This window comes from Gammaproteobacteria bacterium (assembly GCA_016712635.1).
GTDB lineage: Bacteria > Pseudomonadota > Gammaproteobacteria > SZUA-140 > SZUA-140 > JADJWH01.
In genome coordinates, this window is sequence record JADJQS010000015.1 from 231,112 (window position 1) to 256,085 (window position 24,974).

The window sequence follows — 24,974 nt, forward strand, 5'->3', positions numbered from 1 at the left end:
CAATGCTGCTTATCGCCGCCTGCCTGATCCTTCTGTTCTTGGTCGCATTGGGCGTCAACCAGCGTTTTAGGGAGTTGGTTGCGCGTCACCGATTGGGCGTTGCTGTGGTGTTGCTTGGCTTGGCCGGAGTGATCGTGTTCGCCTTCGTTGCGACTGACTATTTTTCGGTCGATGCGTGCCTCGATAGCGGTGGCCGGTGGGATAATGAGAGCGAGGTTTGCCAACATCAGGAACAGCCAAGCGTTCCTTGAGGTGCTGGCCTCGGACGCTATGAGTTTGCGTTAGTACTAAACCTTTCTCGAATTGATTGTTATTTTCACGCGATTTTTCAATTCATTAAATGTCTAGTGGCGCATCTCCGCGTTGCCTTTTTGCAATTCGTCCCGATTTGCCTTAAGGCATTGAAATCCAAGGAAACTGATTTTGAGCCCCAGACACTTGGGGAACACATCAAGAAACGTCGTCTCACCCTCAAGCTCTACCAGCGAGAGGTAGCCGAGCGTCTCGGTGTCGATCCGATCACCGTATTTAACTGGGAGAATGGGAAAACGACAGCGCCTCCCATCAAGGTTCTCCCGTCGATCCTTGCATTCCTGGGGTACAACCCGTTTCCCGTTCCAGCCACTCTATCCGAACGGATGCTGGCTGCCCGGCGGATAAGGGGGTGGACCATGAAAGAGGCTGCTCAGGCCCTTGGAGTAGATCCATGTACCTGGCAATCCTGGGAGCACAGGGGGTCGATCAAATGGAGGCGGTATCGGACGAAGGTAGAAGCGTTATTCGCTGAGCTGAATCTATAGGAATGCACCTCCATCATCGATGCTAACACTCGTTGTGTGGACTAGTAGCCTTATAAAATTTATTCTGAACATAATTCGTCTAGGAGATTGGCGCAGTTATTTTGGTAGCTAATTCTGGCTACATAATTAGTCCAATTGAGAACTATACGCACGATCGGATATTTGTTACGAATGTCACTCGTAGTTGACCATCCTAATGAGCACAACTGCCTTCATACAATCTTCACAATGAAGAGCAATGATAAATTCTAATTGAACCACTCAACTCAACTTGTGGGAAAGAAATATCCGAAAGGAAAGTCTTATGGTGATTCAAAACTGATAGAGGGCTGGGTTTATACAACAACGCCGAGAAATATCGCGAAATAAACAAGGAGAGTGTCCGTCATGGGTCGGAATTTTAAAGTTCTTTCAGTTTGCTCTCTCTTTCTTATGCTGTGTTTCCTATCATTCAATGTGCCCGCTACGTTGGTGGATGATTGGCTATATGAGACAGAAGATCCGACCTACTATTATAAGCCCACCAATCAATCCATTTTCTATCCAAAATCAAGAGATGCTTGTCTAGCGAAGAGGCCTGAGGGCACCTTTGTTCAAGGTCAGTACACGTCAACCTATTCCAATGTACATGCTGGCCATAACGGTGGGAGTATGGGCTGCTGGTACCACCTGTATGAGGTTAACAATTATACTCAGCAGGTTAATGTTGATGCTGACATATTTGGACAAAACTGGGTCAGCAAGTATCGGGTTTGCGCACTAGGATTTAGCTACAACACATCCACAGGTGAATGTCGTCGCATTCGTGCAGTCGAAGAAAGCAGTTGTCCAGTTGGTAACCCGGTATACCCAGCTCGTGGCTACAAGATAGAGCTTGAGTACGATTATCAAAGTTCCGCAAGCCGCAGCCCACTATTTTTCGCTCGTCAATACGCCTCCTGGCATTTCATGCCGTACAGCAGCTCTGTTGGAGGTCATTGGATTATTCATGTGTTCGGGCGATATCTAACACTAGATACCAGCTTTATTGTCGCTGTACGTGCTGTAGGGGGCGCAAAAAGTTTCGATTTGTCATCGGGTAATTGGGTGGCCCGCAGCCCCACACCCGACATTCTCGTAGCGTTCAACGATGGCAATGGCAGTGCGTGGCGTTACTACGATGCCGAGCGTCAGGCTTATGAATTTTATGATTCAAATGGCGTCCTTCTCCGTGTCCAACAACTTAACGGGGACAGTTACGTTTTACACTACAGCGACAGCAATACACCCAGTGGTATTGCACCCTATCCCGGGCTTCTGATTGAGATTGAGGCAAGTAGTGGCGCCGCGATTGAGTTGTCATACAATTCTGAGGGCCGTCTTGTCGAAATGGAAGACCCGGCAGGACAAACGTATTCCTATGCCTATGGTGATGGCGATAGTTTACCGGAAGATTATCTCAAATCCGTTCAATACCCCGATAATTCTGTTCGAGAATATAAATATGAAACAGAGTTGAGTTCTCTCTCGTACTATATCAACGACGAAGAACCAGTGCCGCTAAGCTCAGCGGAAATTAACGCTCTTTCTGGTTATATAAGTGGTGTAAGTGGATCGGTTGATGATGAAGCCACGATACCACTAGAAAACTACACTGCTTTATTGGGCGAGAACCATCTTAGGCCCCTAACAGGAATTATTGATGAAAACGGTGATCGGTATGCTACTTGGGAGTACGACACCGAAGGTCGGCCGTCCGTAACTACCCACGCGAGTAACGCAGACCGTTTCGATCTTCAATACAATTCCAATGGATCAGTCCAGATCACCAACGCCCTGGGCGGCGTGAATACCTATAACTACCTCGCCCAAAGCCATCGCAAATTATTGACATCGATCTCGGGGAGTCCCTGTGTAAATTGCGGGTGCGGAAATGGTCAATCGATGACCTACAATTCAAATGGTACGCTGTGGAAGAGATACGACTGGAATGGTATTCAACATAGGTACAGCTATGACAGTCGAGGCTTAGTAACCAACACTACTGAGGGTTACGGTACTAGCCAGCCACGCAGTATTACGACGACCTGGCACTCGACCCTGGCGTTACCCACGCTGATCACGGAATCGGGCAAGACCACCGCCTTCACCTACGACAGCAACGGCCTGCTGACCCAGAAGACCATCACAGACACGAGTCTCGGCATTAGCCGCACCTGGACCTACGCCTATACCGGAAACGGTCAGCTCTACACGATCAACGGCCCGCGCACCGACGTCTCCGACATCACCACCTTCGCCTACGACAGCGCCGGCAATATCTCCTCGATCACCAATGCCTTAAGCCAGGTGACCCAGATCACCAGCTACGACGATCACGGCCATCCTCTGACCATCGTCGATCCCAACGGTCTCACCACCACCCTGACCTACGACCTGCGCGGCCGCCTGACGAGCCGCACCACCGGGGGCGAGACCACGACCTACACCTACGACAACGTGGGTCAGCTGACTCGAGTTACTTTGCCAGACGACAGCTATCTGGACTTCACCTACGATGAAGCCCACCGCCTGACCGGCATTGCTGACCGACTTGGGAACTACATCACCTACACCCTTGACGCCATGGGCAACCGCCTCCAGGAGGATGTCTTTGATCCCAACGACACCCTGACCCAGACCCGCTCCCGGGTCTACAGCACCATGAACCGCCTGCTGGAAGACCTCGGCGCCGACGACCAGTCCACCGAGTACGCCTACGACAACAACGGCAATCTGACCAGCAGCACCGACCCTCTCAGCCATACCACCGGCCGGACCTACGATGCGCTGAACCGGATTACTCAGGTCACCGATCCCAACTCCGGAGTCACCGGCTTCACCTACAATGCCCGTGACCAACTGACCCAGGTGACCGACGCGCGCAGCCACAGCACCAGCTACACCGTGGATGCCCTCGACAACCTGAAGCAGATCGTGAGCCCCGATACCGGCACTACCAACAACACCTATGATGCCGCCGGGAACCTGTTGACCAGCACCGACGCCCGCGGCGCCGTCACCACCTCCACCTACGATGCCCTGAATCGCATCACCCAGGTCAGTTCCGTCCTGAGCGGCAACACGGTGACGACGACCTTCACCTACGACACCGGGACCTACGGGATCGGGCATCTGACGGGCATGAGCGATGCCACCAGCACAACCAGCTACACCTATGACATCAAGGGTCGGCTCACGTCCAAAACCCAGACCCTCGGATCGGTCAATCTAACCACGAGATACACCTACGACAGCGACGGCCACCTGACCCAGATGACCTACCCCTCCGGGAAGGTGGTGAGCTACGACTACGACCTGCAGGGACGTATAGCAGCCATCGAGGTCGACAGCACGACCCTGCTCGAGGATGTCGCGTATGCCCCGCTGGGCGGGGCAGTTGGCTGGACCTGGGGTAACAGCAGCACCTACAGCCGACCGCTCGATGAGGATGGACGAGTCGCCTCCTACACCCTGGGCGGCACGGCCACCAACCTGACCTACGACGATGCGAGCCGGATCACCGCCGTCGGCAGTCAGAGCTACGGCTACGACGTACTGGATCGGTTGACCAGCTACTCTGGAATCGCTAGCCAGGCTTTCAGCTATGACGCCACCGGCAACCGCACCCTGTTCACGGAAGGTGCCAACAGCGACACCTACAGCATCGTCTCGACCAACAACCGGATCACGAGCATCAGCGGGATCCACAACCGGAGCTACAGTTACGCCAACAACGGTAACGTTACCGGGGACAGTACGCACACCTACACCTACGACCCCAGGAACCGCCTCACCGGCGTCGACGGCACCACCATCTACACACTCAACGGCCTCGGTCAGCGCATCAAGAAGACGGTCTCCAGCACCAGTACCCTGTTTATCTACGACGAGCAAGGAAGACTGATCGGGGAGTACGACAACGCTGGCACAGCCATCAATGAGACCGTCTACCTCGAAGACCAGCCGGTGGGCGTTCTGAAGTCGAGCGCGATCTACTACGTCCATACCGATCATCTCAACACCCCGCGGGCAATCAGCGACACCTCGAACACCATGATCTGGCGCTGGGACAGCGATCCCTTTGGTACTACGGTCGCGAACGAGGACCCGGATACCAACAGTGTGACCTTCACCTACAATTTGCGCTTCCCGGGGCAGTACTATGATCAGGAATCTGGACTCAGCTACAATTACTTCCGGGATTATGACCCGGTCACCGGACGGTACAATGAGAGTGATCCGATTGGGTTAGCCGGTGGATTCAATACCTACGCCTATGTGGGTAATACTCCACTGGAATTCATTGATCCCCTGGGGCTTACTGCTATCCCCATAACAACTCCAGCTATACCTCCAGGCGGACAAAATACAAGTATTGGCGGTTATGACTGGAGCGCGCCATTCTGGCCCAAATGGATACGTGATTTAACTGATCCCTACCGTAATAAGGAAGATAAATCTCGAACTCAGTCAAAACCAGACAACTGCCCAACAGACACCGTGCCACTTGATAAAGCCAAGAAAAAATTTGGTTTAAAGGGTGAGGATCATAACAAAATCAAGGGCCGAAGCGGCACGAAAAGTGGGCCAAAAGATTGGGTTGGAATAGCGCCAAATGGAGATGTTATTACTACAAATCCTGATGGTAGCGCTGAAAATTGGGGTAATTATAAAGACTTTTTGAATTAATTAGGTGATTCATGAATGAATATGAGTTTGAGATTTCGTTTCGCGTTACGCACCCATCTATGTCGCCTGATGCTATTTGTACCCTACTTTCCATGAACACAGACGTTAAAAGGAATGTGGGAGACGCCAGAGTTAATTCAAAAGGGAAGCCATTGCCAGGAGTATGGAAAGAAACTTACTGTGGTTTTGATGTGCCAAAGAAAGAAGGAGACTCAATTCCAATGTGTCTCGAAAATATGTTAAACAATTTAAAACGTCGAAGAAGTGAGATTGAAGAAATTCATTCAACCGGTGGTACTTTGGAGTTTTATATTCTTTCAGCACCTAAAGAGCTAACATTTGGAGAAAAATTTGGGTGGAAAATTTTAAGTGAGTTAGCTAATCATAAAATAGATCTATCGTTAGAAATCCATGAGCCCAACTGATAGCTAATCACTCTCAAAGAGTTGGTTTATAGAGACTATCCAAGTCGTCTTAATTTAGATTTGGATCAAGGGGTCAGAGTACTTGAAAACGTAGCTTATGTAGTCCATCTACGGTCCAGTGTTCTATAACTTATCGCCTCGCCAAGGTGCGTGTGACCGATGTGCTCAGCGGAGTCGAGGTCCGCAATGGTGCGCGCCACCTTGAGAATTCGATGATAGGCGCGCGCCGATAAGCCCAGCCGCTCCGCCGCTTTTTCGAGCAGATCTGTTCCTCGTCTATCGATGGCGCAGCTCTTCTCGATTTCCCTCGGCGCAAGTTGATGTGCGGGTTTCCCGTCACGCGCGATCTGGCGTGCGCGTGCATGCACGACGCGCTCGCGCACCTGCGCGCTGGTGGGCATTGATTCATTCGTGTCCTGCCGCAATGCGGCGCGCGGCAGCGCGGGCACCTCGATGTGCATGTCGATGCGGTCGAGCAGCGGCCCCGAGACCCGCGCGCGGTAACGCTGGATTTGTTCCGCGGTGCAACGACATCGGCCCGAGGAATCACCCAGGTGTCCACAGTTGCAGGGGTTCATCGCCGCGACGAGCTGGAAGCGGGCGGGGAATTCGCACTGGCGCGCCGCGCGCGAGATCATGATGCGGCCCGATTCCAGCGGTTCGCGCAACACCTCGAGCACGCGGCGGTCGAATTCGGGGAGCTCGTCCAGAAACAGTACGCCATTGTGCGCCAGCGAGATTTCTCCGGGGCGGGGCGAGCTGCCGCCGCCGACCAGCGCGATGCCGGAGGCGGTGTGATGCGGGGCGCGGAACGGTCGTTCCCGCCAGTGCCGGATCTCGAAGCCATTGCCGCTTATGGAGGCGATGGCGGCGGTCTCCAATGCTTCCTGATCCGTCATCAGCGGCAGAATGCCGGGCAGGCGGCTCGCGAGCATGGTCTTGCCGGTCCCGGGTGGTCCAATCATCAACAGGCTGTGTCCGCCCGCCGCCGCGATCTCGAGCGCGCGCCTGGCGTGATGTTGTCCGCGTACATCGGCAAGATCCTCAGTGACGATGCGTGCCGGAATTGCCGGCATGATCATGGGCGGCAGTTCGCGCGCGCCGCTCAGATGGGCGCAGACCTCGAGCAGGTGATGCGCGGCATGGAGCGTCGCTGCCTCGGCCAGGGCGCCTTCCGCGGCGTTCGCCGCCGGAACGATGAGGGCACGTCCCGCGTCCGTCGCGGCGAGCGCGGCCGGCAGTATGCCGCGGACCCCGCGCAATTCGCCGGTCAGCGCCAGCTCGGCAATGAATTCGTGGTGCCGACACGCGGCGGGCGGCAACTGACCCGAGGCGACGAGGATGCCGAGCGCGATGGCGAGGTCGTAGCGGCCGCCCTCCTTGGGCAGGTCGGCCGGTGCCAGGTTGATCGTGATGCGGCGGGCCGGAAATTCGAAGTTGGCGTTGAGCAGCGCGGCGCGCACGCGCTCCTTGCTCTCCTTGACCGCGGCCTCGGGCAGGCCGACGATCGCGAGCGCGGGCAGGCCGTTGGAGATGTGGACCTCGACCGTGACCAGCGGAGCGTCAACGCCGGTCTGGGCGCGGGAATATATGACTGCCAGCGACACCGTATCTCATCCTTGAAATCCCGTTGTCCGACACCCGGAGTGGCGCCGGGCGGCGTGTCTATTTGTATAACCGCGGGGCTACGTCCCTCCCTGCAGCCTCTGTTCCAGTTCGTCCACGCGCACCTTCAGTTCGTCGAGTCTCTCCCGCGTGCGCGCGAGCAGATTTTCCTGTACCTCCAGTTCCTCGCGCGTCACCAGGTCGAGACGGGTGAAGGCGCTGTTGAGCACGGCGCGGAAGTTTCGCTCGAGGTCCTGCTTGAGGGCACGCGCGCCCTCCGGGACCGCGTTGCTCAGGCGGTGGCTGAGGTCTTCGATGATCTTGGGGTCTAGCATCGCGGGTTCCGTCGCAAGCCGGGGGATGGAGAGAGTGTACGTGATCCGGCCGGTCTGATTAAACCCGTCGATGCGCACAATTAAGGTGCATTTGTCGATCGGAGCCAGTTCATTTTGGTGCGCAACCCGTGGCCGGAATGTGGGGAAAATATCGTCAATACTTTGATTATAAATGAAATATTTTCTATGGCATGGATGCTGCACTTCACTGTCTGTCCGTAAGTCGACCCAGGGATTTTCCATCCCGCGGCAGCAATCCTATGTGCATTCAAAAGAGGGAAATGTCATGAAGCTAGTCAGCGCGATTATCAAGCCGTTCAAGCTCGACGATGTTCGCGAAGCCCTGTCCGACATCGGCGTGCAAGGCATCACCGTGACCGAGGTCAAGGGTTTCGGGCGCCAGAAGGGGCACACCGAGCTGTATCGGGGCGCCGAGTACGTGGTCGATTTTCTCCCCAAGGTGAAGATCGAGGTGGCCGTCGATGACGGTCTGTATGAACAGGTGATCGAAGCAATTACCAAATCTGCCCAGACCGGCAAGATCGGTGACGGCAAGATCTTTGTATTTAACCTTGAGCAGGCGGTGCGCATCCGTACGGGTGAAACCGGCACCGACGCACTGTGACACACTGGGAGGAATCGAAATGAAGCAATATAAGAATCTGGTACGCGCCCTGCTGACGCTGCTGTTGCTGGCGGTGGCCTTCGGCGCATGGGCCCAAGACGAGACGATGTCGCCGGAACCCGCCATGGAGGCTGTAATGGAGGCCGCTGTGGAGGAAGCCGCCCCGGCCGAGGAGCCGGCAGCGGAAGCGGGTCCGACCCTGAACTCGGGCGATACGGCGTGGATGCTGACATCCACCGCGCTCGTGCTGCTCATGACCATCCCCGGCCTGGCCCTGTTCTACGCCGGCATGGTGCGCTCGAAGAACGTTCTGTCGGTGATGATGCAGTGTTTCGCCATCACCTGCATGATCAGCGTGCTGTGGATGATGTTCGGTTACAGCCTGGCATTTGACACCACCGGTATGGAAAAGGGTGTGACCAACTTCAGCTCCTTTGTTGGCGGCCTGGGCAAGGCCTTCCTGTCCGGCATGGAGAAGGAGAGTCTGGTGCTCGCCATCCCCGAGAGCGTGTTCATGACCTTCCAGATGACCTTCGCCATCATCACGCCGGCGCTGATCGTCGGCGCCTTCGCGGAGCGCATGAAGTTCTCGGCCATGCTGTGGTTCATGGGCATCTGGTCGCTGGTCGTATACGCCCCCATCGCACACATGGTGTGGAGCGGCGACGGCGGCTACTTCTGGGACATGGGCGTGCTGGACTTCGCCGGCGGCACCGTGGTGCATATCAACGCCGGTATTGCGGGCCTGGTCGCGGCCCTGGTGCTGGGCAAGCGCAAGGGCTGGCCGACCACCCCGATGGCGCCGCATAATCTGGCGCTCACGGTGATCGGCGCCGCCATGCTGTGGGTCGGCTGGTTCGGCTTCAACGCGGGTTCCGCGGTGGCGGCCGACGGTCGTGCGGGCATGGCGATGGCAGTGACCCAGATCGCCACGGCGGCCGCGGCGCTGGCGTGGATGTTCAGCGAGTGGCTGTCGCACGGCAAGCCGAGCGTGCTGGGTATCGTGTCCGGTGCGATCGCCGGCCTGGTCGCCATCACCCCGGCCTCGGGCTTCGTTGGACCGACGGGTGCGCTCATCATCGGCATCGCGGCCGGCATCATCTGCTTCCTGGCCTCCACCAAGCTCAAGCGCGCCTTGAAGTACGATGACTCGCTCGATGTGTTCGGCGTGCATGCGGTCGGCGGCATCGTCGGCGCCCTGCTCACCGGGTTCTTGGCCGTGGAGTCCATCGGTGGCTACGCGGGCAGCTTCGGCCAGTTCATGATCCAGGTGAAGGGCGTGGCGATTACGGTGATCTACTGCGCCGTCGCCACATTCATCATCCTGAAGGTCCTGGATGTGATCATGGGCCTGCGCGTGAACGAGGAACAGGAGACTGAAGGCCTCGACCTCTCGCTGCACGATGAGCGCGGCTACAACCTCTAACAACGATTCAGGCTGTATCTTAAGCAAGGGCGCCGTAAGGCGCCCTTCTTTTTTGGCGCGGTTGCTGCGCCGGCTCCGGCCCGGCGCGATTCCCGCCCGGGTGCGATAGATCCCGGCGGAGCGGGGGCGCCTTACAGATGACTGTGCGAACCGTCACAATACGGCTTGTCCTGGCTGTGCTTGCAGCCGCACAGGGCCAGCGGGGCGCGGGAGGTAACGGTGAATTGCACGGGCGTGAACCCGGTGCCTTTGTGCGATCCGTCGCAAAAAGGCTGTTTCGAGGAGCGGCCGCAGGCGCACCAAAAATAGGTGCCGGGCGCCAGGCTCATGACGTAGGGGGATTTCTGCGCAACTACGGGTTCATCGGACATGGGGTCTCCTCAATGGCGGTAATTGTCATTAAAATCCGGCTGATTATACCTTTCCTGGGCACCGGCGGGCACGGCCTGCGGTAAGGAAACAGCGGCGGTTGGCCGATATCCTCGGCATACCTCCCAAACCGTGCATGGGGCTTACCGATGAAGATAATCCTGTCCTTGGCGGTGCTGCTGCTTGGCGCCACCGGCTTTACCAGCATCGCCGCGGAGACCGTCTACAAGTGGACGGACAAATCAGGCGTGGTGCATTTCAGCGACCGCCCGGTGCCCAACGCCGAGGCGGAGGAGATGAGGGTGACGCCATCGAGACCGTCCTTCACCGAACCGGACGAGGAAGAGGCTGGCGCGGACGAGGACGACGCGGAGGCGGATACGCCGGCATCCAAGGAGGAACGCCAGGCCGCGGAGGAGGAGCAGCAGCGGAAGATCCGCGAGCAGAACTGCCAGATCGCGCGCCAGACACTGCAGCACAATGAGAGCATCGAGCGCATGTACCGGGTGGATGCCAGCGGGGAGCGCGTGTTCCTGTCGGATGAGGAGCGCGAGATGGTCCTCGCCAGGTCGGGCGAGGATGTCAAGAAGTGGTGTGATTGAGCACTAGCGGCGCGCGCTGCCGCGGCTACTGCCCGAGCTCGCCGCGGAAGAACTCGGGCTGCGCCATGCAGGCCTGGTGCATGGCCAGGTTGTAGTAACGCGTCGCGAACGACTTGTCCGCGATGTCCTGATCCCGGATGTTCCTGAGGGAAGACCCCTTGCCCGCCAGCGTGGTGCTCCACCAGCCGGACGGGTAGACGCACTGGGGGAAATTCAACGTGAGAAAATCGTTGAAGCCGGCGTTGCGCATGGCTTTGCGCATTGCGCTGATCAGCTTCATGTGCAACAGGGGCGATTCGCTCTGCTGGGCGATGATGCCGCCCGGGCGCAGTGCGCGGAAGCAGTCGCGGTAGAACGGCTCGGAAAACAGCCCCGCCGCCGGCCCGATTGGATCGGTACTGTCGACGATGATGACGTCGTAGCTCTCCGGCTCGGATTCCGCCACCCACTTGATGCCGTCGCCGAAGATCAGGCGCGCGCGCGGATCGTTGTTGGCGCGGCACAGTTCCGGGAAGAAACGCTCGGAGAGTCGCGTAACGCGTTCGTCGATCTCCACCTGCACCGCGGACTTGACCGATTCGTGCTTGAGCGTCTCGCTCAGCGTACCGCAGTCCCCGCCGCCGATGATCAGCACGCTTTTCGGGTTGACGTGGGTATACAGCACGGGATGCGTTAGCATCTCATGGTAGAGGAAGTTGTCGCGCTGGGAGAGCATGATGTAGCCGTCGATCGTCATCAGGTGGCCGAAATCCGTGGTCTCGTAGATTTCGATGCGCTGGTATTCGGTCTGCTCCTCGTGGAGCTTTCCGGTGATACGGAGCGAAAAGGCGATGCCGGTGCTTTCGCCCACTTCGGTAAACCAGTTCTGATCCAGGCCCATGGCGCCTTATCCGTGTATAGACAGGGTTTCAAAATATCCGATGCGCGCCTATTATAAACAGGGTTTCGACCTGATGAACAGGCGAATATGACGATGGACATCGAGGGCGGGCGGATTTCTCCCGCGGGCGGCGGCGTAATCATGAAAGACACAGACTGGGACCTGCAGCAGGCGCGGCTTGCCTACAACATTCCGCACTGGAGCAACGGCTACTTCGACATCGACGAGCGCGGGCGCCTGCTCGCCCGTCCGGGCCGGGACCGCGCCGGTGCCGCGATCGACCTCTTTGAACTGACCGGCCGCATACGCGAGCTGGGGTTGTCGACGCCCGTGCTGGTGCGCTTCACCGACATCCTGCACGACCGCATCGACGTGCTGTGCAGCGCCTTCGCCGCCGCGATGAGGCAGGACGGGTATCGCGGAGAGTATTCCCCTGTGTATCCGATCAAGGTGAACCAGCAGCACAGCGTGGTGGAGGAGATCCAGCGCCACGGCAACGGGCGGGTCGGCCTGGAGGCGGGGAGCAAGCCGGAGCTCATGGCCGTGCTCGGCATGTCCGACGCCGGCAACCGCCTGGTGGTATGCAACGGTTACAAGGACCGTGAATATATCCGCCTGGCGCTGATCGGCCGCCTGCTCGGCAACCGGGTCTACATCGTGGTGGAGAAGCTCTCCGAGCTGGAGCTGGTGATCGAGGAGTCGCGTGCGCTCGGCATCGAGCCGCTGATAGGCATGCGCGTGCGGCTGGCCTCGATCGGCAAGGGCAAGTGGCAGAACACGGGCGGCGAGAAGTCCAAGTTCGGGTTGCCTGCGCCGCACGTGCTCGATATGGTGCGGCGCCTGGGCGAGACCGGCCTGCTGCAGACGCTGCGCATGCTCCATTTCCATCTCGGCTCGCAGATCGCGAACATCCTCGACATCCAGCGCGGCATGCGCGAGGCGGCGCGTTATTACGCCGAGCTGCGCGCGATGGGCGCCCCGCTCGACTGCATGGACGTCGGCGGCGGCCTCGGCGTGGACTACGAGGGCACGCGCTCGCGCAGCGCCTGCTCGATGAACTACAGCGTGGAGGAATACGCCCACAACGTGGTGCACACCCTGTGGGAGATCTGCCACGAGCACGGGCTGCCGCATCCCGCCATCGTCACCGAGTCCGGGCGCGGCATGACCGCGCACCACGCGGTGCTGATCACCAACGTGATCGACGTCGAACAGGTGCCCAGGGGCGAGATGCGTGCCGGCGGGGAGGAGGATGCGGAAGCGCCGGTGCTGAAGAACCTGCGGGCGGCCTTTGACGAGGCCACCGTGCGTCCACCGGTAGAGGTGTATCACGACGCCATACACTGGCTTACCACGGCGCAGGACATGTACATCCACGGCCTGCTGACTCTTGCGCAGCGCGCGCGCGCGGAGCAGATCTACTATGCGACCTGCCGCCGCATCCATCCGCTGCTGCAGGCCGCCTCGCGCGCCCACCGCGAGGTGCTCGACGAGCTGAACGAGAAACTGGCGGACAAGTTCTTCTGCAATTTTTCCGTGTTCCAGTCCATTCCGGATGTGTGGGCGATCGACCAGATCTTTCCGGTCATACCGCTGCACCGGCTGGACGAGCGCCCCGACTGCCGCGCGGTGATCCTCGACATCACCTGCGACTCGGACGGCCGCATCGATTACTACGTGGACCGGGAGGGCGTGGAGACGACGCTTCCGCTGCACACCCCGCGCCCGGGTGAACCCTATCTGCTCGGGATCTTCATGATCGGTGCCTACCAGGAGATCCTGGGCGACATGCACAACCTGTTCGGCGACACCAACGCGATCAACGTCGAGCTCGATGGCCGCGGAGGCTACCGCCTGAGCCAGGCGCAGCAGGGCGATACGGTGGATTCCGTGCTCCGCTACGTGCGATTCAGCCCCGAGGTGCTGCTCGAACGCCTGCGCCGCGCGGTGGCGGAAAGCCGCCTCGGCAAGCAGCAGCAGGCCCTCTGTCATGAAACCCTGCAGGACGGTATTACGGGGTATACGTATCTGGAGGATTGAAGGTTAGGCGTGAGGCGTTAGGCGGGAAGAGAATAAATAAATATATACAAAGCGCTTGACAGGAAAAATGAAGCGAACATGCTTTTCTGCCTCACGCCTCACGCCTCACGCCTCACGCCTCACGCCTCGCCTCACGCCTCACGCCTCACGCCTCACGCCTCACGCCTCACGCCTCACGCCTCACGCCTCACGCCTCACGCCTCACGCCTCACGCCTCACGCCTCACGCCTCACGCCTCACGCCTCACGCCTCACGCCTCACGCCTCGGGTTTCAACGCCAGCAGCATGAACTCGATGTTGTTGCGCTGCAGGGTGGCGCGCGTCTGCTGCGCATCCCTGAGGGCCTTGTAAGGGCCGACCCGCACCCGGTACCAGGTGGTGTCGTCGCTGATGATCACCGTCTGGATCGAGGCCTCCACGCCGATCAGCGCCAGGCGCGCCTTGAGGTTGTCAGCCTCGCCGTAGCTGCTGAAAGAACCTACCTGCAGGATATAGGGCCCGTCCGTTTCCGGCTTGCGCGCATCGGCACGCGCTGAGGCGGGCGCGTCGTGCGGGACCTTCACCTCCATCTCCGGCAGCATCCGGTAGAATTCGAAGCGGTCCTTCTCCTTGGACTCCTTTTCCTCTACCGCCTTGGTCGCCGGTTTGGGTGCGCTGGCGGCGGGTTTTTGGGCGAGCTCCGGCGCGGCTTTGGCGGTGTCGGGCCGGGTGGAGAGAAAATAGACCGCGTATCCGGCCAGGAAGCCGGCGGCAAGCCCGCCGAACAGCCACGGCCAGCGCTTCGGCGCGCGCGTGCGGGAGGCGCGCCGTTTCCGGGACGGCTGCTTGTAGTCGCGCGGCATGCTACATGTAGTCCGGCGCGCCGACGCCGAGCAACTGCAGCCCGTTCTTCAACACCTGGCGCGCGGCCCTGATCAGCGCGAGGCGCGCGTTGCGCACGGCGGCGTCATCGACCAGGAACTGGTGCGCGTTATAGTAGGTGTGAAAATCGTTCGCGAGCTCGCGCAGGAAATAGGCGAGCTGATGCGGCTCGTGGGCCAGGGCGGCGTTTTCGATCGTCTCGGGATACTGTCCGAGCCGGGCGATCAGCCGCTGTTCATGCTCCTCGGCGAGACGGTCGAGGCTGGCCAGGCCCATGACCGGGTCCTCGGTCATCCCCTTTTCCGCCAGCTGGCGGAGCACGCTGCAGATGCGCGCATGGGCGTACTGGATGTAGTAGACGGGATTGTCGCTCGATTCCGACTTGGCGAGGTCGAGGTCGAAATCCATATGCTGTTCGCACTTGCGCAGCACGTAGAAGAAGCGCGCGGCATCGTTGCCGACCTCTCCGCGCAGCTCGCGCAGGGTGACGAACTGGCCGCTGCGGGTCGACATCTGGACCCGGCTGTCGCCGCGGTAGAGTATGGCGAACTGCACCAGCAGCACGTCGAGGCGTGAGGCGTCGCAGCCGAGTGCGCTCAACGCTGCCCGGACGCGCGGGACATAGCCGTGGTGGTCGGCGCCCCAGATGTCGATGATGCGCTCGAAGCCGCGCTCGAACTTGCCGGCGTGATAGGCGATATCGTGCGCGAAGTAGGTGGCCTGGCCGTTCTCGCGCACGAGGACGCGGTCCTTCTCGTCGCCGAAGGCGGTGGAACGGAACCACCAGGCGCCGTCCTGCTGGTACAGATGATTGCCCGCGCGCAGGCGCTCGATGACGCGGTCAACCGCTCCGCTCTCGATCAGCGAGCGCTCGGAGAACCATTCAGCGTACACCACACCGAACTCCTGCAGGTCTTCCCGGATATCCTTCAGGATGGTGCGCAGACCGGCATCGAACACGGTGCGATAGCGCCTGTCGCCCAGTACCTCCTTCGCACGCGCGATCAGCCCGTCGATGTGCGCCTCCTTGTCGCCGCTCCCGTCGGAGGCGAGGTCGGGCGGCAGGTTCGCCATGACGACCGCGGCGGAGGCGTGCAGCTCGTCCCTGTGGGCGCGGAACAGCGATCCCGCGATGTCGTTCACGTAGTCGCCGCGGTAGCCGTTGCTCGGGAAGGCCAGGTTTTCGCCGTGCAGTTCCAGGTAGCGCAGCCAGACGCTCGCGGCGAGGATGTCCATCTGGCGCCCGGCATCGTTGATGTAATACTCGCGATGCACCTTGAAGCCGGCGGCGACCAGCAGGTCGGCCACCGCGGCGCCGTAGGCGGCCCCGCGGCCGTGGCCGACGTGCAGCGGCCCGGTCGGATTCGCCGACACGAATTCGACCTGGACGCTGCGCCCCTGGCCGACCGTGCTGTGGCCGAAGGCGTCGCCCGCCTCGAGGATCTGCGGGATGACGCGGCGGAAGGCGTCCGCGGCCAGGAAGAAATTGATGAAGCCGGGACCCGCGATCTCGATGCGTTCCACGTAATCCGCCGCCGGCATGGCGCCGGCTATCTGCCCGGCGAGACGGCGCGGATTGCCGCGCAGGTGCTTGGCGAGGATCAGCGCGATATTGCAGGCGAAATCGCCGTGCTGCCTGTCGCGGGCGCGTTCGATCTGGATGTCGACGGGCACGTCCCTGGCGATCGCACCCTCGTTCTGCAGGGCAAGCACGGCCCGGGTGAGGAGTTCACGCAGCTGGTTTTTCATGGCATCGGATCGGATTGAGTAGGTGTCGGTACGGACGGCGGCGCCGGCGCGCCTATTATCCCCGGTGCGGCAATTCTTGCATACTGTCTAATACTCGTCGATCGGGTCGACGTCGAGCGTCCAGCGCACCTTGCCGGACTGGGGCAGCTCACTCAGCCGCTGCAGCGCCGCTGCGAGCGCGTGATGCAGCGGCGCGCGACGGCCGGAGTGAAACAGCAGTTGCGCGCGGTGCCGGCCGGCGCGCCGCTCCATCGGCGGCGGCGCCGGGCCGAGTATCTCCACCCCGGCGCGGACGGATTCCGGAAGGCCTGCGCACAGGGCCGCGAGAAAATCCCGCGGCGCCCGCGCATGGACCGACTCCGCGCGCAACAGCGCCAGACAGCCGTATGGCGGCAATCCGGCCTGGCGGCGCTCGTCGAGCAGGCTGAGGGCGAAATTCTGGTAGTCGTGCCGCAGCAGGGCGGCGAGCTGGGGATGGTCCGGATGGTGGGTCTGTATCAGCACCTCGCCGGGGTTGTCGGCGCGTCCGGCGCGTCCGGCGACCTGGACGATCAGCTGGCCCATACGTTCGCTCGCGCGGAAATCCGCGCCAAACAGGCCCTGGTCGGCGTCAAGGATGCCGACCAGGGTGACGTGCGGCAGATGATGTCCCTTGGTCAGCATCTGCGTGCCGAGCAGGATCTGGCGCCGCCCTTCCTGCACCCGCCGCATGAGCGCATCGAGGCTGCCCTTGCGCCGCGTGCTGTCGCGGTCGATGCGCACGATCTCGGCGGCTGGGAAGCGACCTGCCAGCACCTCTTCCGCCCGTTCCGTACCCTGCCCGAGCGGCCGCAGGTCGGGGCTGCCGCACCCGGGACATCCCGCAGGCACGGCGCGCTGGGCATCACAGTGATGGCAGCGCAACTGGCGCTGCGCGTGGTGATAGATCAGGTGCGCATCGCAGCGCGGACAGGAGGCGACCCAGCCGCAGTCGTGGCACAGCAGCGTGGGCGCGTAGCCGCGCCGGTTCAGGAACAGCAGCACCTGGTGATCACGCGCCAGATGGCGCTCGATCGCCTGGGCCAGGGCGGGGGAGATGCCGCTTTCCGCCACCTGGTCGCGCAGGCTGACCAGGCGGATCTCGGGCTGCACCGCCGCGCCCGCGCGCGTCGCCAGGATGAGATGACGATAACGGTTCTGACGGCAGTTGTGCAGGCTCTCCAGCGCGGGCGTCGCCGAGCCGAGCACGACCGGCACATTGAGCAAGCGGGCGCGTACGACGGCGAGGTCGCGCGCGTGATAGCGGAATCCCTCCTGCTGTTTGTAGGAGGCGTCGTGCTCCTCGTCGACGATGATGACACCCGGACGCGCAAGCGGGACGAACACCGCGGAGCGGGTGCCGATGACGATCGGCGCGCTGCCGTCTGCAGCCGCGCGCCAGGCGGCGTGGCGTTCGCGGTCAGACAAACCCGAATGCAGCACCGCCAGCGGGGCGGCGAAGCGGTGACGGACGCGCTCGATCATCTGCGGCGTGAGGCCGATCTCCGGCACCATAAGCAGTGCCTGGCGCCCCTTGCGCAGCACGCCTTCGACGGCGTGGAAATAGACCTCGGTCTTCCCGCTGCCGGTGACGCCGTCGAGCAGGAACGGCTGGAAGCGGTCGAGCGCGGCATCGATCGCCGCGGCGGCGGCGCGCTGGGAGTCGTTCAATACGGGCGCCGTTGCGGCGGATGTGATGGCGTACTCCGCCGCAACGGCCTTTTCGCCGGCGATCTCGCGGCTTTCCACCAAGCCTTTCGCGCGCAGCCTGCGCAGCGTATCGCCTCCGCCGGGCAGGCGGAGCACTTCCTGGGCCGTGATACCATCCGGCGCCGCGGCCAGTGTCTGCATCAGCGCCAGTTGCCGCGGTGCGCGGCGCAGGGAGTCTGCCGCGAGGGTGCGACCCTCCGCGCTCAGGCACCAGCGCCGTTCCGTCCGCGCGGCAACGGCTTCGCCGCGGCGCAGCAGCGCGGGCAGCGCGCCGAGCAGTACCTCGCCTGCCGGATGATGATAATAGTCCGCCGCCCAGAGCAGCAGACGGAATACGTCCGGAGGGAGTACCGGCTGTGTGTCGATGAGCGCATGTGCCCGTTTCAACCGGGCGACGGCGACGCTGCTCGATGCGGTTGTGGCGGTGATTATCCCGACACGGGTGCCGCGACCGAAGGGCACGCGCGCCCGCGCACCCGCCACGGCGGTGCCCGGATCAATGTCCTTCGGCGGCAGGTAATCGAAAACCCGATAAACGGGTGAGGGTACGGCGACTTGCCAGAACCGGACGCCGGCGGTCATGGGGCAGGCAACAGGGAGGTGGCCGGGACCGATACCGGGGAGTTTATAAGGCCCGCGTGCATGCCGCCTGAGATGGGGGGTAATGTATAAACTCTAACTCCTTGTCGAACGTGGCAATCGGAGGCTTGTCCACAAAACCTGTGGATAACTCTGTGGACGACATGGGGCATTATCAGATTAATGGCCATCGCCATTAGCATTTTGTTTCGGTGGCGATAAAATAGCCTTTGGAAATGTCTTTGATAAACAGTGCGTTGGGTATTGACCTCCGCGCCGGGGTACGGTCCGGGCGCCCGTGGGGTGTCCCCGCGGCGCCCCTTTCGCTCTTGTGTATAAAGATGGTGCACGCGCAGCGAAAAAAGCAAGTGGTAAACGGGAAAATGTTCCTGTCCCGCGCCCTAAAACGGTTTCAGGGTCGCCAGCAGGACGATGACGATCAGGAAGAGTACCGGTACCTCGTTCAGCCAGCGATAGAACACGTGCCCGTGGCGGTTGCGGTCGTGCCTGAAATCGATGAGCAGCTTTCCGCAGTAGACATGATAGGCGACCAGTCCCAGCATCAGGGTCAGCTTGATGTGCAGCCATGCCATGGAAGAGTACAGCTCCCATGCATAGGCAAACACCATCCACAGGCCGAACGTCACCGTGAGCACCGCGCCCGGCGTCATGATGCCGTAGAAGAGTTTGCGCTCCATGATCTTGAAGCGCTCGCGGCCCGGCGTGTCCTCGCACTGCGCGTGATAGACGAACAGGCGGGGCAGATAGAACAACCCGGCAAACCAGGTCACCATGAAGATGATGTGCAGGGCCTTCAGCCACGGCATGCGCGAGTTCCGGTTCAGTCGGTGAGGATGGGTCGGCACACTATACTGGCGCACGGCGCGCGTTGACAACGCCTCGCGGCGTATGCGCCCGGACGACTGCGTCGCGCGCTGTTTGCTTGACTTGCGGGTGGGCGTCAATTAGATTTAGCTGCACGTGGAGAGGGGGACGCATCCTTGCCTCCCGCAGGTATAACAACAAGTAGATGCATTACCCAGATTTGCGGCTGCCGGCCGCATTTTTTTTCCACCCGCTTCCGCTTCCTGCGGGCTACTCCGGACGCAAGACCTCCGGCGGCACGCCCTGCAGGCCGTTCCGCAGTACGCGCGCATCGAGCCCGTAGTTCTTCAGCACGAAGACCGCCGCCGAACTCCGGCTGCCGGTCTGGCAGTAGCAGACGTAACCGATCGATCTGTCGAGGCCGTGCGCCTCCTTGTGCAGCGCGCGCATCGGTATATTGCGCGCCTGCGGCAGGTGCGCGTGCGCGTACTCGCTCGGCAGGCGCACGTCGATCCAGGCCGCGCTCCCGGCCGCCACGTCCGCGGCGGCGCGCGCGTACTCCACCGCCTGCAGGGTAGGCTGCCGGAGCAGGGTATTGAAATCCTCCTTGGACAGCCGCAGCAGGATCCCGTCGCTCATCATCGATACGGTCGCATTGCGCGGATTGTCGGAGATCAGCGCCGCCTCGCCGAAGGAGGCGCCCGGGTTGAGCTCCGCCATCTCGATGCTGTCCTCGTCGTTGTCGGGGTTGCGCATGACCAGCGCGATGCCCTGGTCGATCATGTAGAAGTAATCGCCGGCGTCACCCTGGCGGATGACCACGTTGCCCGCGCGCACGATGATGGGCTCCAGGCGGTGCAGCAGCTGTTCGATATTGGGCGACGGCAGCCTGCGGAAGGTCGGCGACTTGATCATGGTCTTGAGCCAGCCCGCCTTGTTGATGGTGATGATGCCGTCCTCGCTCATCACCACGTCCTCCTCCGGGGCGGAGATCTGGCCCCAGGTCAGCAGGGTGTCGAGCAGTTCCTTGTCGATGCGCACGATCTCGGCGGGCGTGAGGGCGACCGCCGTCACGCGCCGCGGATGTTCGTTGGCGATCGGATGGCGCGCCTCCTCGCTGCCGGCGCTGACCGGATGCGTTCCATCCGTCCCGTCCGGGCGCAGCTCCAGGCTGCCCTCGAGCAGGTACACGGCCTGGGTGTCGGAGTCCCCCGCCGCGAACAGCATCTGTCCGGGCTCCAGGCGTTCGAGGCGCGCGCCCTCCAGCAGCTCGCGGATCTGGTCCGCGGGCAGCGATGAAATCGGTTCGAGTTGTCGGACACGCTCGATGTCCGTGATCTTTCTCGCCGCGCTCATGATGTAGTCCCGTTCTGCTCTGTTCGCGCACCCGCATCGGGGAGCGCCGTGTCCACGGTGTTGTCCCGGCTCGCAGCAGGGCCTTTGCGGTCGCGGCCGGGTGCTGCAGCCGCCGCGGCGGCCGTGCTAGACTGCGGTCTTATTCCCGGGCTTGGCATTGTCATCGGCATTTATCCGGAATTCTTCACAACGCAGGGCTCAAGGCCCCTATTCATGTCGGCACGCCTACGCGAAATTCCCTATAACTACACCTCATTTTCGGACCAGGAGATCGTCGCCCGCTTCCTGGGCAGCCCGATGTGGGAGGTGATCAACCACCTGCGCGCCTCCCGCCGCACCGGGCATTCGGCCCGCATGCTGTTCGAGGTGCTGGGCGACATGTGGGTGGTGAGCCGAAATCCGTATATCCAGGATGATCTGCTGGAAAATCCCGGGCGGCGCGATTCGCTCGTGCGCGCGCTCTATCAGCGGCTCGACCAGGTCGAGGCGCGCACCGAGGGCAACGAGCTGGCCGCCACGCTGTCACGCGCGGTGCGTGCGGCGGTCGACCGCTTCGCCTCCGGCCTGTCGAAGCAGCGCGCGCTGCGCCGCAAGGCGCTGAAGCGGCTGGCCCGCGTTACGCGCCGCGACAATATCGACTTCAGCGGCTTTGCCCGTATTGCCCACGTCACCGATGCCACGGACTGGCGCGTTGAATTCCCCTTCGTGGTCATATCCCCCGATTCCGAGGCCGAGGTGCAGGGCGTGGTGGAGGCCTGCATCGAACTCGGGCTGACGCTGATCCCGCGCGGCGGCGGCACCGGCTACACCGGCAGCGCAGTGCCGCTGCACGAGAATACCGCCGTCATCAATACCGAGAAGCTCGAAGGACTGGGCAAGGTCGAGGATCGCGCGCTCCCGGGCGTCCCCGGCCAGGTACCCACGGTGCGCGCCGAGTGCGGCGTCGTCACCAGGCGCGTGATGGAGCGGGCGGACGGCGCGGGGCTTGTGTTCGCCGTCGATCCGACCTCGCAGGACGCCTCCACCATCGGCGGCAATATCGCCATGAACGCGGGCGGCAAGAAGGCCGTGCTGTGGGGCACCGCGGTCGACAACCTGGTGTCCTGGCGCATGGTGACGCCGGACGCACGCTGGCTGGAGGTTGAGCGCATCAACCACAACCTCGGCAAAATCCACGACCAGCAGACGGTGGAATTCCTCCTGCGGCGCTTCGAGGCCGACGGCAGGACGCCGCACGGCGAGACCGAGGTCCTGCGGATGCCGGGGGCGCTGTTTCGCAAGCAGGGCCTGGGCAAGGACGTGACGAACAAGTTCCTCGGCGGCCTGCCCGGTGTGCAGAAGGAAGGATGCGACGGGCTGATCACCTCGGCGATATTCATCCTCCACCGCATGCCCAGGCACCAGCGCACGCTGTGCCTTGAGTTCTTCGGCAGCGACATCGGTCCTGCGGTGCGCGCCATTGTCGACATCAAGGCCTACGTAGAGGGGCAGGGCGACGTGCTGCTGTCCGGGCTCGAGCACCTCGACGAGCGCTATCTGCGCGCGGTCAATTACAGCACCAAGGCGCCGCGCCGCGAGCTGCCCAAGATGATCCTGCTGATCGACCTCGCCGGCGACGAGGAGCGCGCCGTCGCCGAGGCCGCCTCGGGCATCGTGCGGCTGGCCAACCAGCGCGAGGGCGAGGGCTTCATCGCCGCCAGCCCGGAGGCGCGCCGGCGCTTCTGGGAGGACCGCACGCGTACCGCCGCCATCGCCGCCCACACCAACGCCTTCAAGATCAACGAGGACGTGGTGATTCCCCTCGACCGCCTCGCCGAGTACACCGCCGGTGTGGAGCGCATCAACATCGAGCAATCCATCGGCAACAAGCTGCGCATTGTCCAGGCGCTCGCGCGCTTCCTCGCCGAGGAGTTTCCCGCGCTGCGGCTGGGGGACGACGCCGAGCGCAGCCGCGAAGGTGATGCCATCGTGGCCTCGAAGCGCGCCGCCGCGCGCGCGCTGCTGGAGCAGGTGGAGCGGCGCTGGTCCGGGCTCCTCGCCTCGCTGGACGCGGACGCCGCGATGCAATCCGGCCTGTTCGACGAGGCGGCGCGGGCGCGGCTGCGGCCGGGCGACCGCGTCCTTGAACTGCTGCTGCGGCGCGACCTGCGCATCTCCTTCCGCGGCGAGGTCGAGCGGCCGCTCAAGGAGATCTTCGGCGGTCGCGGCTTCGAGCCGGTGCACAAGCGCATCGACGAGATCCATGCGGCGATCCGTTCAGGCCGCCTGTTCGTCGCCCTGCACATGCATGCCGGCGACGGAAATATCCACACCAACATTCCGGTCAACTCCAACGACTACGCCATGCTGCAGGAGGCCGATCGCATCGTGGACCGCGTCATGGCGCTGGCCGGCGAGCTCGGCGGGGTGATCTCGGGTGAGCACGGCATCGGCATCACCAAGCTGCGCTACCTGGATCCGGCCGCGCTGGCGGATTTTGTCGACTACAAGCGGCGCGTCGATCCGCAGGAACACTTCAACCGCGGCAAGCTGATGCCGGGCTCGGGCCTTGCCAACGCCTACACGCCCTCGCTGCGCCTGGTGCAGCAGGAGGCGCTGATCCTGGAGGACAGCGCGCTCGGCGCGCTCAACGACGACATCCGCCACTGCCTGCGCTGCGGGAAGTGCAAACCGGTGTGCACCACCCACGTGCCGCGCGCCAATCTGCTCTATTCGCCGCGCAACAAGATCCTCGCCACCGGGCTGATCATCGAGGCCTTCCTGTACGAGGAGCAGACCCGGCGCGGCATCTCGATTCGCCACTTCGACGAGATGAACGACGTTGCCGACCACTGCACGGTGTGCCACCGCTGCCTCTCCCCATGCCCGGTCGACATCGACTTCGGGGATGTCACCATCCGCATGCGCACCATCCTGCGCGAGCGCGCCGGCCGACGCTCCAATTTCGGCACGCGGCTGTCGATGGCCTTCCTCAACGTGACCGACCCGGCCACTGTCAAGCTGCTGCGCAAGGGCATGATCGAGTGGGGTTACCGCGCGCAGCGCCTCGCGCACAGGGTGGTGAAGGCCTTCACCCCGCCGGGGCCGCCGGCGCGCCCGGCCGCCACCACCGGCGCGGTGAAGGTGGCCGCGCAGATCGTCCATTTCGTCAAGAAACCGCTGCCGGCGGGTCTGCCCGCGAAGACCACGCGCGCCCTGCTCGGGCTGGAGGATGAATCGGTCATCCCTATCGTGCGCGATGCCGCCCGGGTGAACGAGCAGTCCGACGCAGTGTTCTATTTCCCCGGCTGCGGCTCCGAGCGCCTGTTCAGCCAGATCGGGCTCGCCACCCTGGCGATGCTGTACGAGGTCGGCGCGCAGACACTGTTGCCTCCGGGCTACCTGTGCTGCGGCTATCCGCAGCTGTCGAGCGGGGACGAGGTGCGCGGGCGCCGCATCACCACCGACAACCGCGTGCTGTTTCATCGCATCGCGAATACCGTGAATTACCTGGACATCAAGACGGTGATCGTGTCCTGCGGCACCTGCATGGACCAGCTGCTCAAGTACGAATTCGAGAAGATCTTCCCGGGCTGCCGCCTGCTCGACATCCACGAGTATCTGATGGAGAAGGGTGTGCGGCTTACAGGTGTGAAAGGCGTGCAATACCTCTATCACGACCCCTGCCACAGTCCGATGAAGACCTACGACCCGCTGCAGGTCACCGCCCGCCTGCTCGGGCAGCCGGCCACGCTGTCGGACCGCTGCTGCGGCGAGGCCGGCTCGTTCGCCGTCGCGCGCCCCGACATCGCCACCCAGGTGCGTTTCCGCAAGCAGGAAGAACTGCACCAGGGGATAGCGAAGCTCACCGGCAAGCCGCAGGCCGCCAACGGCGAGGTCAAGCTGCTCACTTCATGCCCGGCCTGCCAGCAGGGCCTCGCGCGCTATGGCGAGGACACCGGTGTGGAGACCGATTACATCGTGGTCGAGCTGGCCCGGCATGTACTCGGTGAAGGCTGGCAGCAGGCCTTCATCGACAAGGCGCGTCACGGCGGGATCGAGCGCGTCCTCTTGTAGCGG

Annotated in this window: 18 protein-coding genes; 9 read left to right on the forward strand and 9 right to left on the reverse strand. The window is 62.1% G+C overall.

What is annotated here, in order from left to right; all coding sequences use genetic code 11:
• Positions 1-2 precede the first annotated feature (2 nt).
• From IPK65_13975 to IPK65_13990, 4 genes are all read left to right on the forward strand, one after another.
• A complete protein-coding gene (locus IPK65_13975; protein ID MBK8164194.1) occupies positions 3-251 on the forward strand; it encodes a hypothetical protein in 249 nt (82 codons plus the stop codon).
• A gap of 120 nt (positions 252-371) precedes the next feature.
• A complete protein-coding gene (locus IPK65_13980) occupies positions 372-800 on the forward strand; it encodes a helix-turn-helix transcriptional regulator (GenBank protein MBK8164195.1) in 429 nt (142 codons plus the stop codon).
• A gap of 651 nt (positions 801-1,451) precedes the next feature.
• Positions 1,452-5,510: an RHS repeat protein gene (locus IPK65_13985; protein ID MBK8164196.1), complete on the forward strand. Its 4,059-nt coding sequence runs from the start codon at positions 1,452-1,454 to the stop codon at positions 5,508-5,510.
• Positions 5,511-5,521: 11 nt separating this feature from the next.
• On the forward strand, positions 5,522-5,935 hold the full coding sequence (locus IPK65_13990) for a hypothetical protein (GenBank protein ID MBK8164197.1): 414 nt from the start codon (positions 5,522-5,524) through the stop codon (positions 5,933-5,935).
• Between the two features lie 95 nt (positions 5,936-6,030).
• Here IPK65_13990 and IPK65_13995 read toward each other — a convergent pair whose 3' ends face one another.
• Both IPK65_13995 and IPK65_14000 read right to left on the reverse strand, forming a co-directional pair.
• The gene (locus tag IPK65_13995) at positions 6,031-7,542 is read right to left on the reverse strand and encodes a YifB family Mg chelatase-like AAA ATPase (protein ID MBK8164198.1); all 1,512 of its coding nucleotides are present in this window, start codon (positions 7,540-7,542) and stop codon (positions 6,031-6,033) included.
• A 78-nt stretch (positions 7,543-7,620) separates the two neighbouring features.
• Positions 7,621-7,875: an accessory factor UbiK family protein gene (locus IPK65_14000; protein ID MBK8164199.1), complete on the reverse strand. Its 255-nt coding sequence runs from the start codon at positions 7,873-7,875 to the stop codon at positions 7,621-7,623.
• Between the two features lie 286 nt (positions 7,876-8,161).
• On the opposite strand from IPK65_14000, the gene glnK reads away from it, so the two are divergent.
• Together glnK and IPK65_14010 are read left to right on the forward strand one after the other, a co-directional pair.
• Positions 8,162-8,500, forward strand: a complete 339-nt coding sequence (gene glnK / locus IPK65_14005; GenBank protein MBK8164200.1) for a P-II family nitrogen regulator — start codon at positions 8,162-8,164, stop codon at positions 8,498-8,500.
• 124 nt (positions 8,501-8,624) lie between these two features.
• Positions 8,625-9,926: an ammonium transporter gene (locus tag IPK65_14010; protein ID MBK8164201.1), complete on the forward strand. Its 1,302-nt coding sequence runs from the start codon at positions 8,625-8,627 to the stop codon at positions 9,924-9,926.
• Positions 9,927-10,057: 131 nt separating this feature from the next.
• Here the strand turns inward: IPK65_14010 and IPK65_14015 are convergent, their stop codons facing one another.
• Positions 10,058-10,297 carry a CDGSH iron-sulfur domain-containing protein gene (locus IPK65_14015; GenBank protein ID MBK8164202.1) on the reverse strand — a complete coding sequence of 80 codons (240 nt, stop codon included), beginning with the start codon at positions 10,295-10,297 and terminating at the stop codon, positions 10,058-10,060.
• 147 nt (positions 10,298-10,444) lie between these two features.
• Between IPK65_14015 and IPK65_14020 the strand changes: the two genes are divergently transcribed.
• The gene (locus IPK65_14020; protein ID MBK8164203.1) at positions 10,445-10,897 is read left to right on the forward strand and encodes a DUF4124 domain-containing protein; all 453 of its coding nucleotides are present in this window, start codon (positions 10,445-10,447) and stop codon (positions 10,895-10,897) included.
• 25 nt (positions 10,898-10,922) lie between these two features.
• Here IPK65_14020 and speE read toward each other — a convergent pair whose 3' ends face one another.
• On the reverse strand, positions 10,923-11,777 hold the full coding sequence (gene speE / locus IPK65_14025) for a polyamine aminopropyltransferase (GenBank protein MBK8164204.1): 855 nt from the start codon (positions 11,775-11,777) through the stop codon (positions 10,923-10,925).
• Between the two features lie 141 nt (positions 11,778-11,918).
• Between speE and speA the strand changes: the two genes are divergently transcribed.
• The gene (speA, locus tag IPK65_14030; protein ID MBK8164205.1) at positions 11,919-13,817 is read left to right on the forward strand and encodes a biosynthetic arginine decarboxylase; all 1,899 of its coding nucleotides are present in this window, start codon (positions 11,919-11,921) and stop codon (positions 13,815-13,817) included.
• A gap of 257 nt (positions 13,818-14,074) precedes the next feature.
• Here speA and IPK65_14035 read toward each other — a convergent pair whose 3' ends face one another.
• From IPK65_14035 to IPK65_14055, 5 genes are all read right to left on the reverse strand, one after another.
• Positions 14,075-14,659 (reverse strand): SPOR domain-containing protein, encoded by a 585-nt coding sequence (locus IPK65_14035; protein ID MBK8164206.1) that lies wholly within the window; start codon positions 14,657-14,659, stop codon positions 14,075-14,077.
• Between the two features lies 1 nt (position 14,660).
• Positions 14,661-16,427 (reverse strand): arginine--tRNA ligase, encoded by a 1,767-nt coding sequence (locus IPK65_14040; GenBank protein ID MBK8164207.1) that lies wholly within the window; start codon positions 16,425-16,427, stop codon positions 14,661-14,663.
• Between the two features lie 87 nt (positions 16,428-16,514).
• Positions 16,515-18,737, reverse strand: a complete 2,223-nt coding sequence (locus IPK65_14045) for a primosomal protein N' (GenBank protein MBK8164208.1) — start codon at positions 18,735-18,737, stop codon at positions 16,515-16,517.
• Between the two features lie 398 nt (positions 18,738-19,135).
• Positions 19,136-19,561 (reverse strand): protoporphyrinogen oxidase HemJ, encoded by a 426-nt coding sequence (gene hemJ / locus IPK65_14050; GenBank protein ID MBK8164209.1) that lies wholly within the window; start codon positions 19,559-19,561, stop codon positions 19,136-19,138.
• Positions 19,562-19,829: 268 nt separating this feature from the next.
• Positions 19,830-20,915 carry a cyclic nucleotide-binding domain-containing protein gene (locus IPK65_14055; protein ID MBK8164210.1) on the reverse strand — a complete coding sequence of 362 codons (1,086 nt, stop codon included), beginning with the start codon at positions 20,913-20,915 and terminating at the stop codon, positions 19,830-19,832.
• 213 nt (positions 20,916-21,128) lie between these two features.
• Between IPK65_14055 and IPK65_14060 the strand changes: the two genes are divergently transcribed.
• Complete coding sequence (locus IPK65_14060) at positions 21,129-24,971, forward strand: DUF3683 domain-containing protein (protein MBK8164211.1); 3,843 nt, start codon at positions 21,129-21,131, stop codon at positions 24,969-24,971.
• The last annotated feature ends 3 nt before the right edge of the window (positions 24,972-24,974 follow it).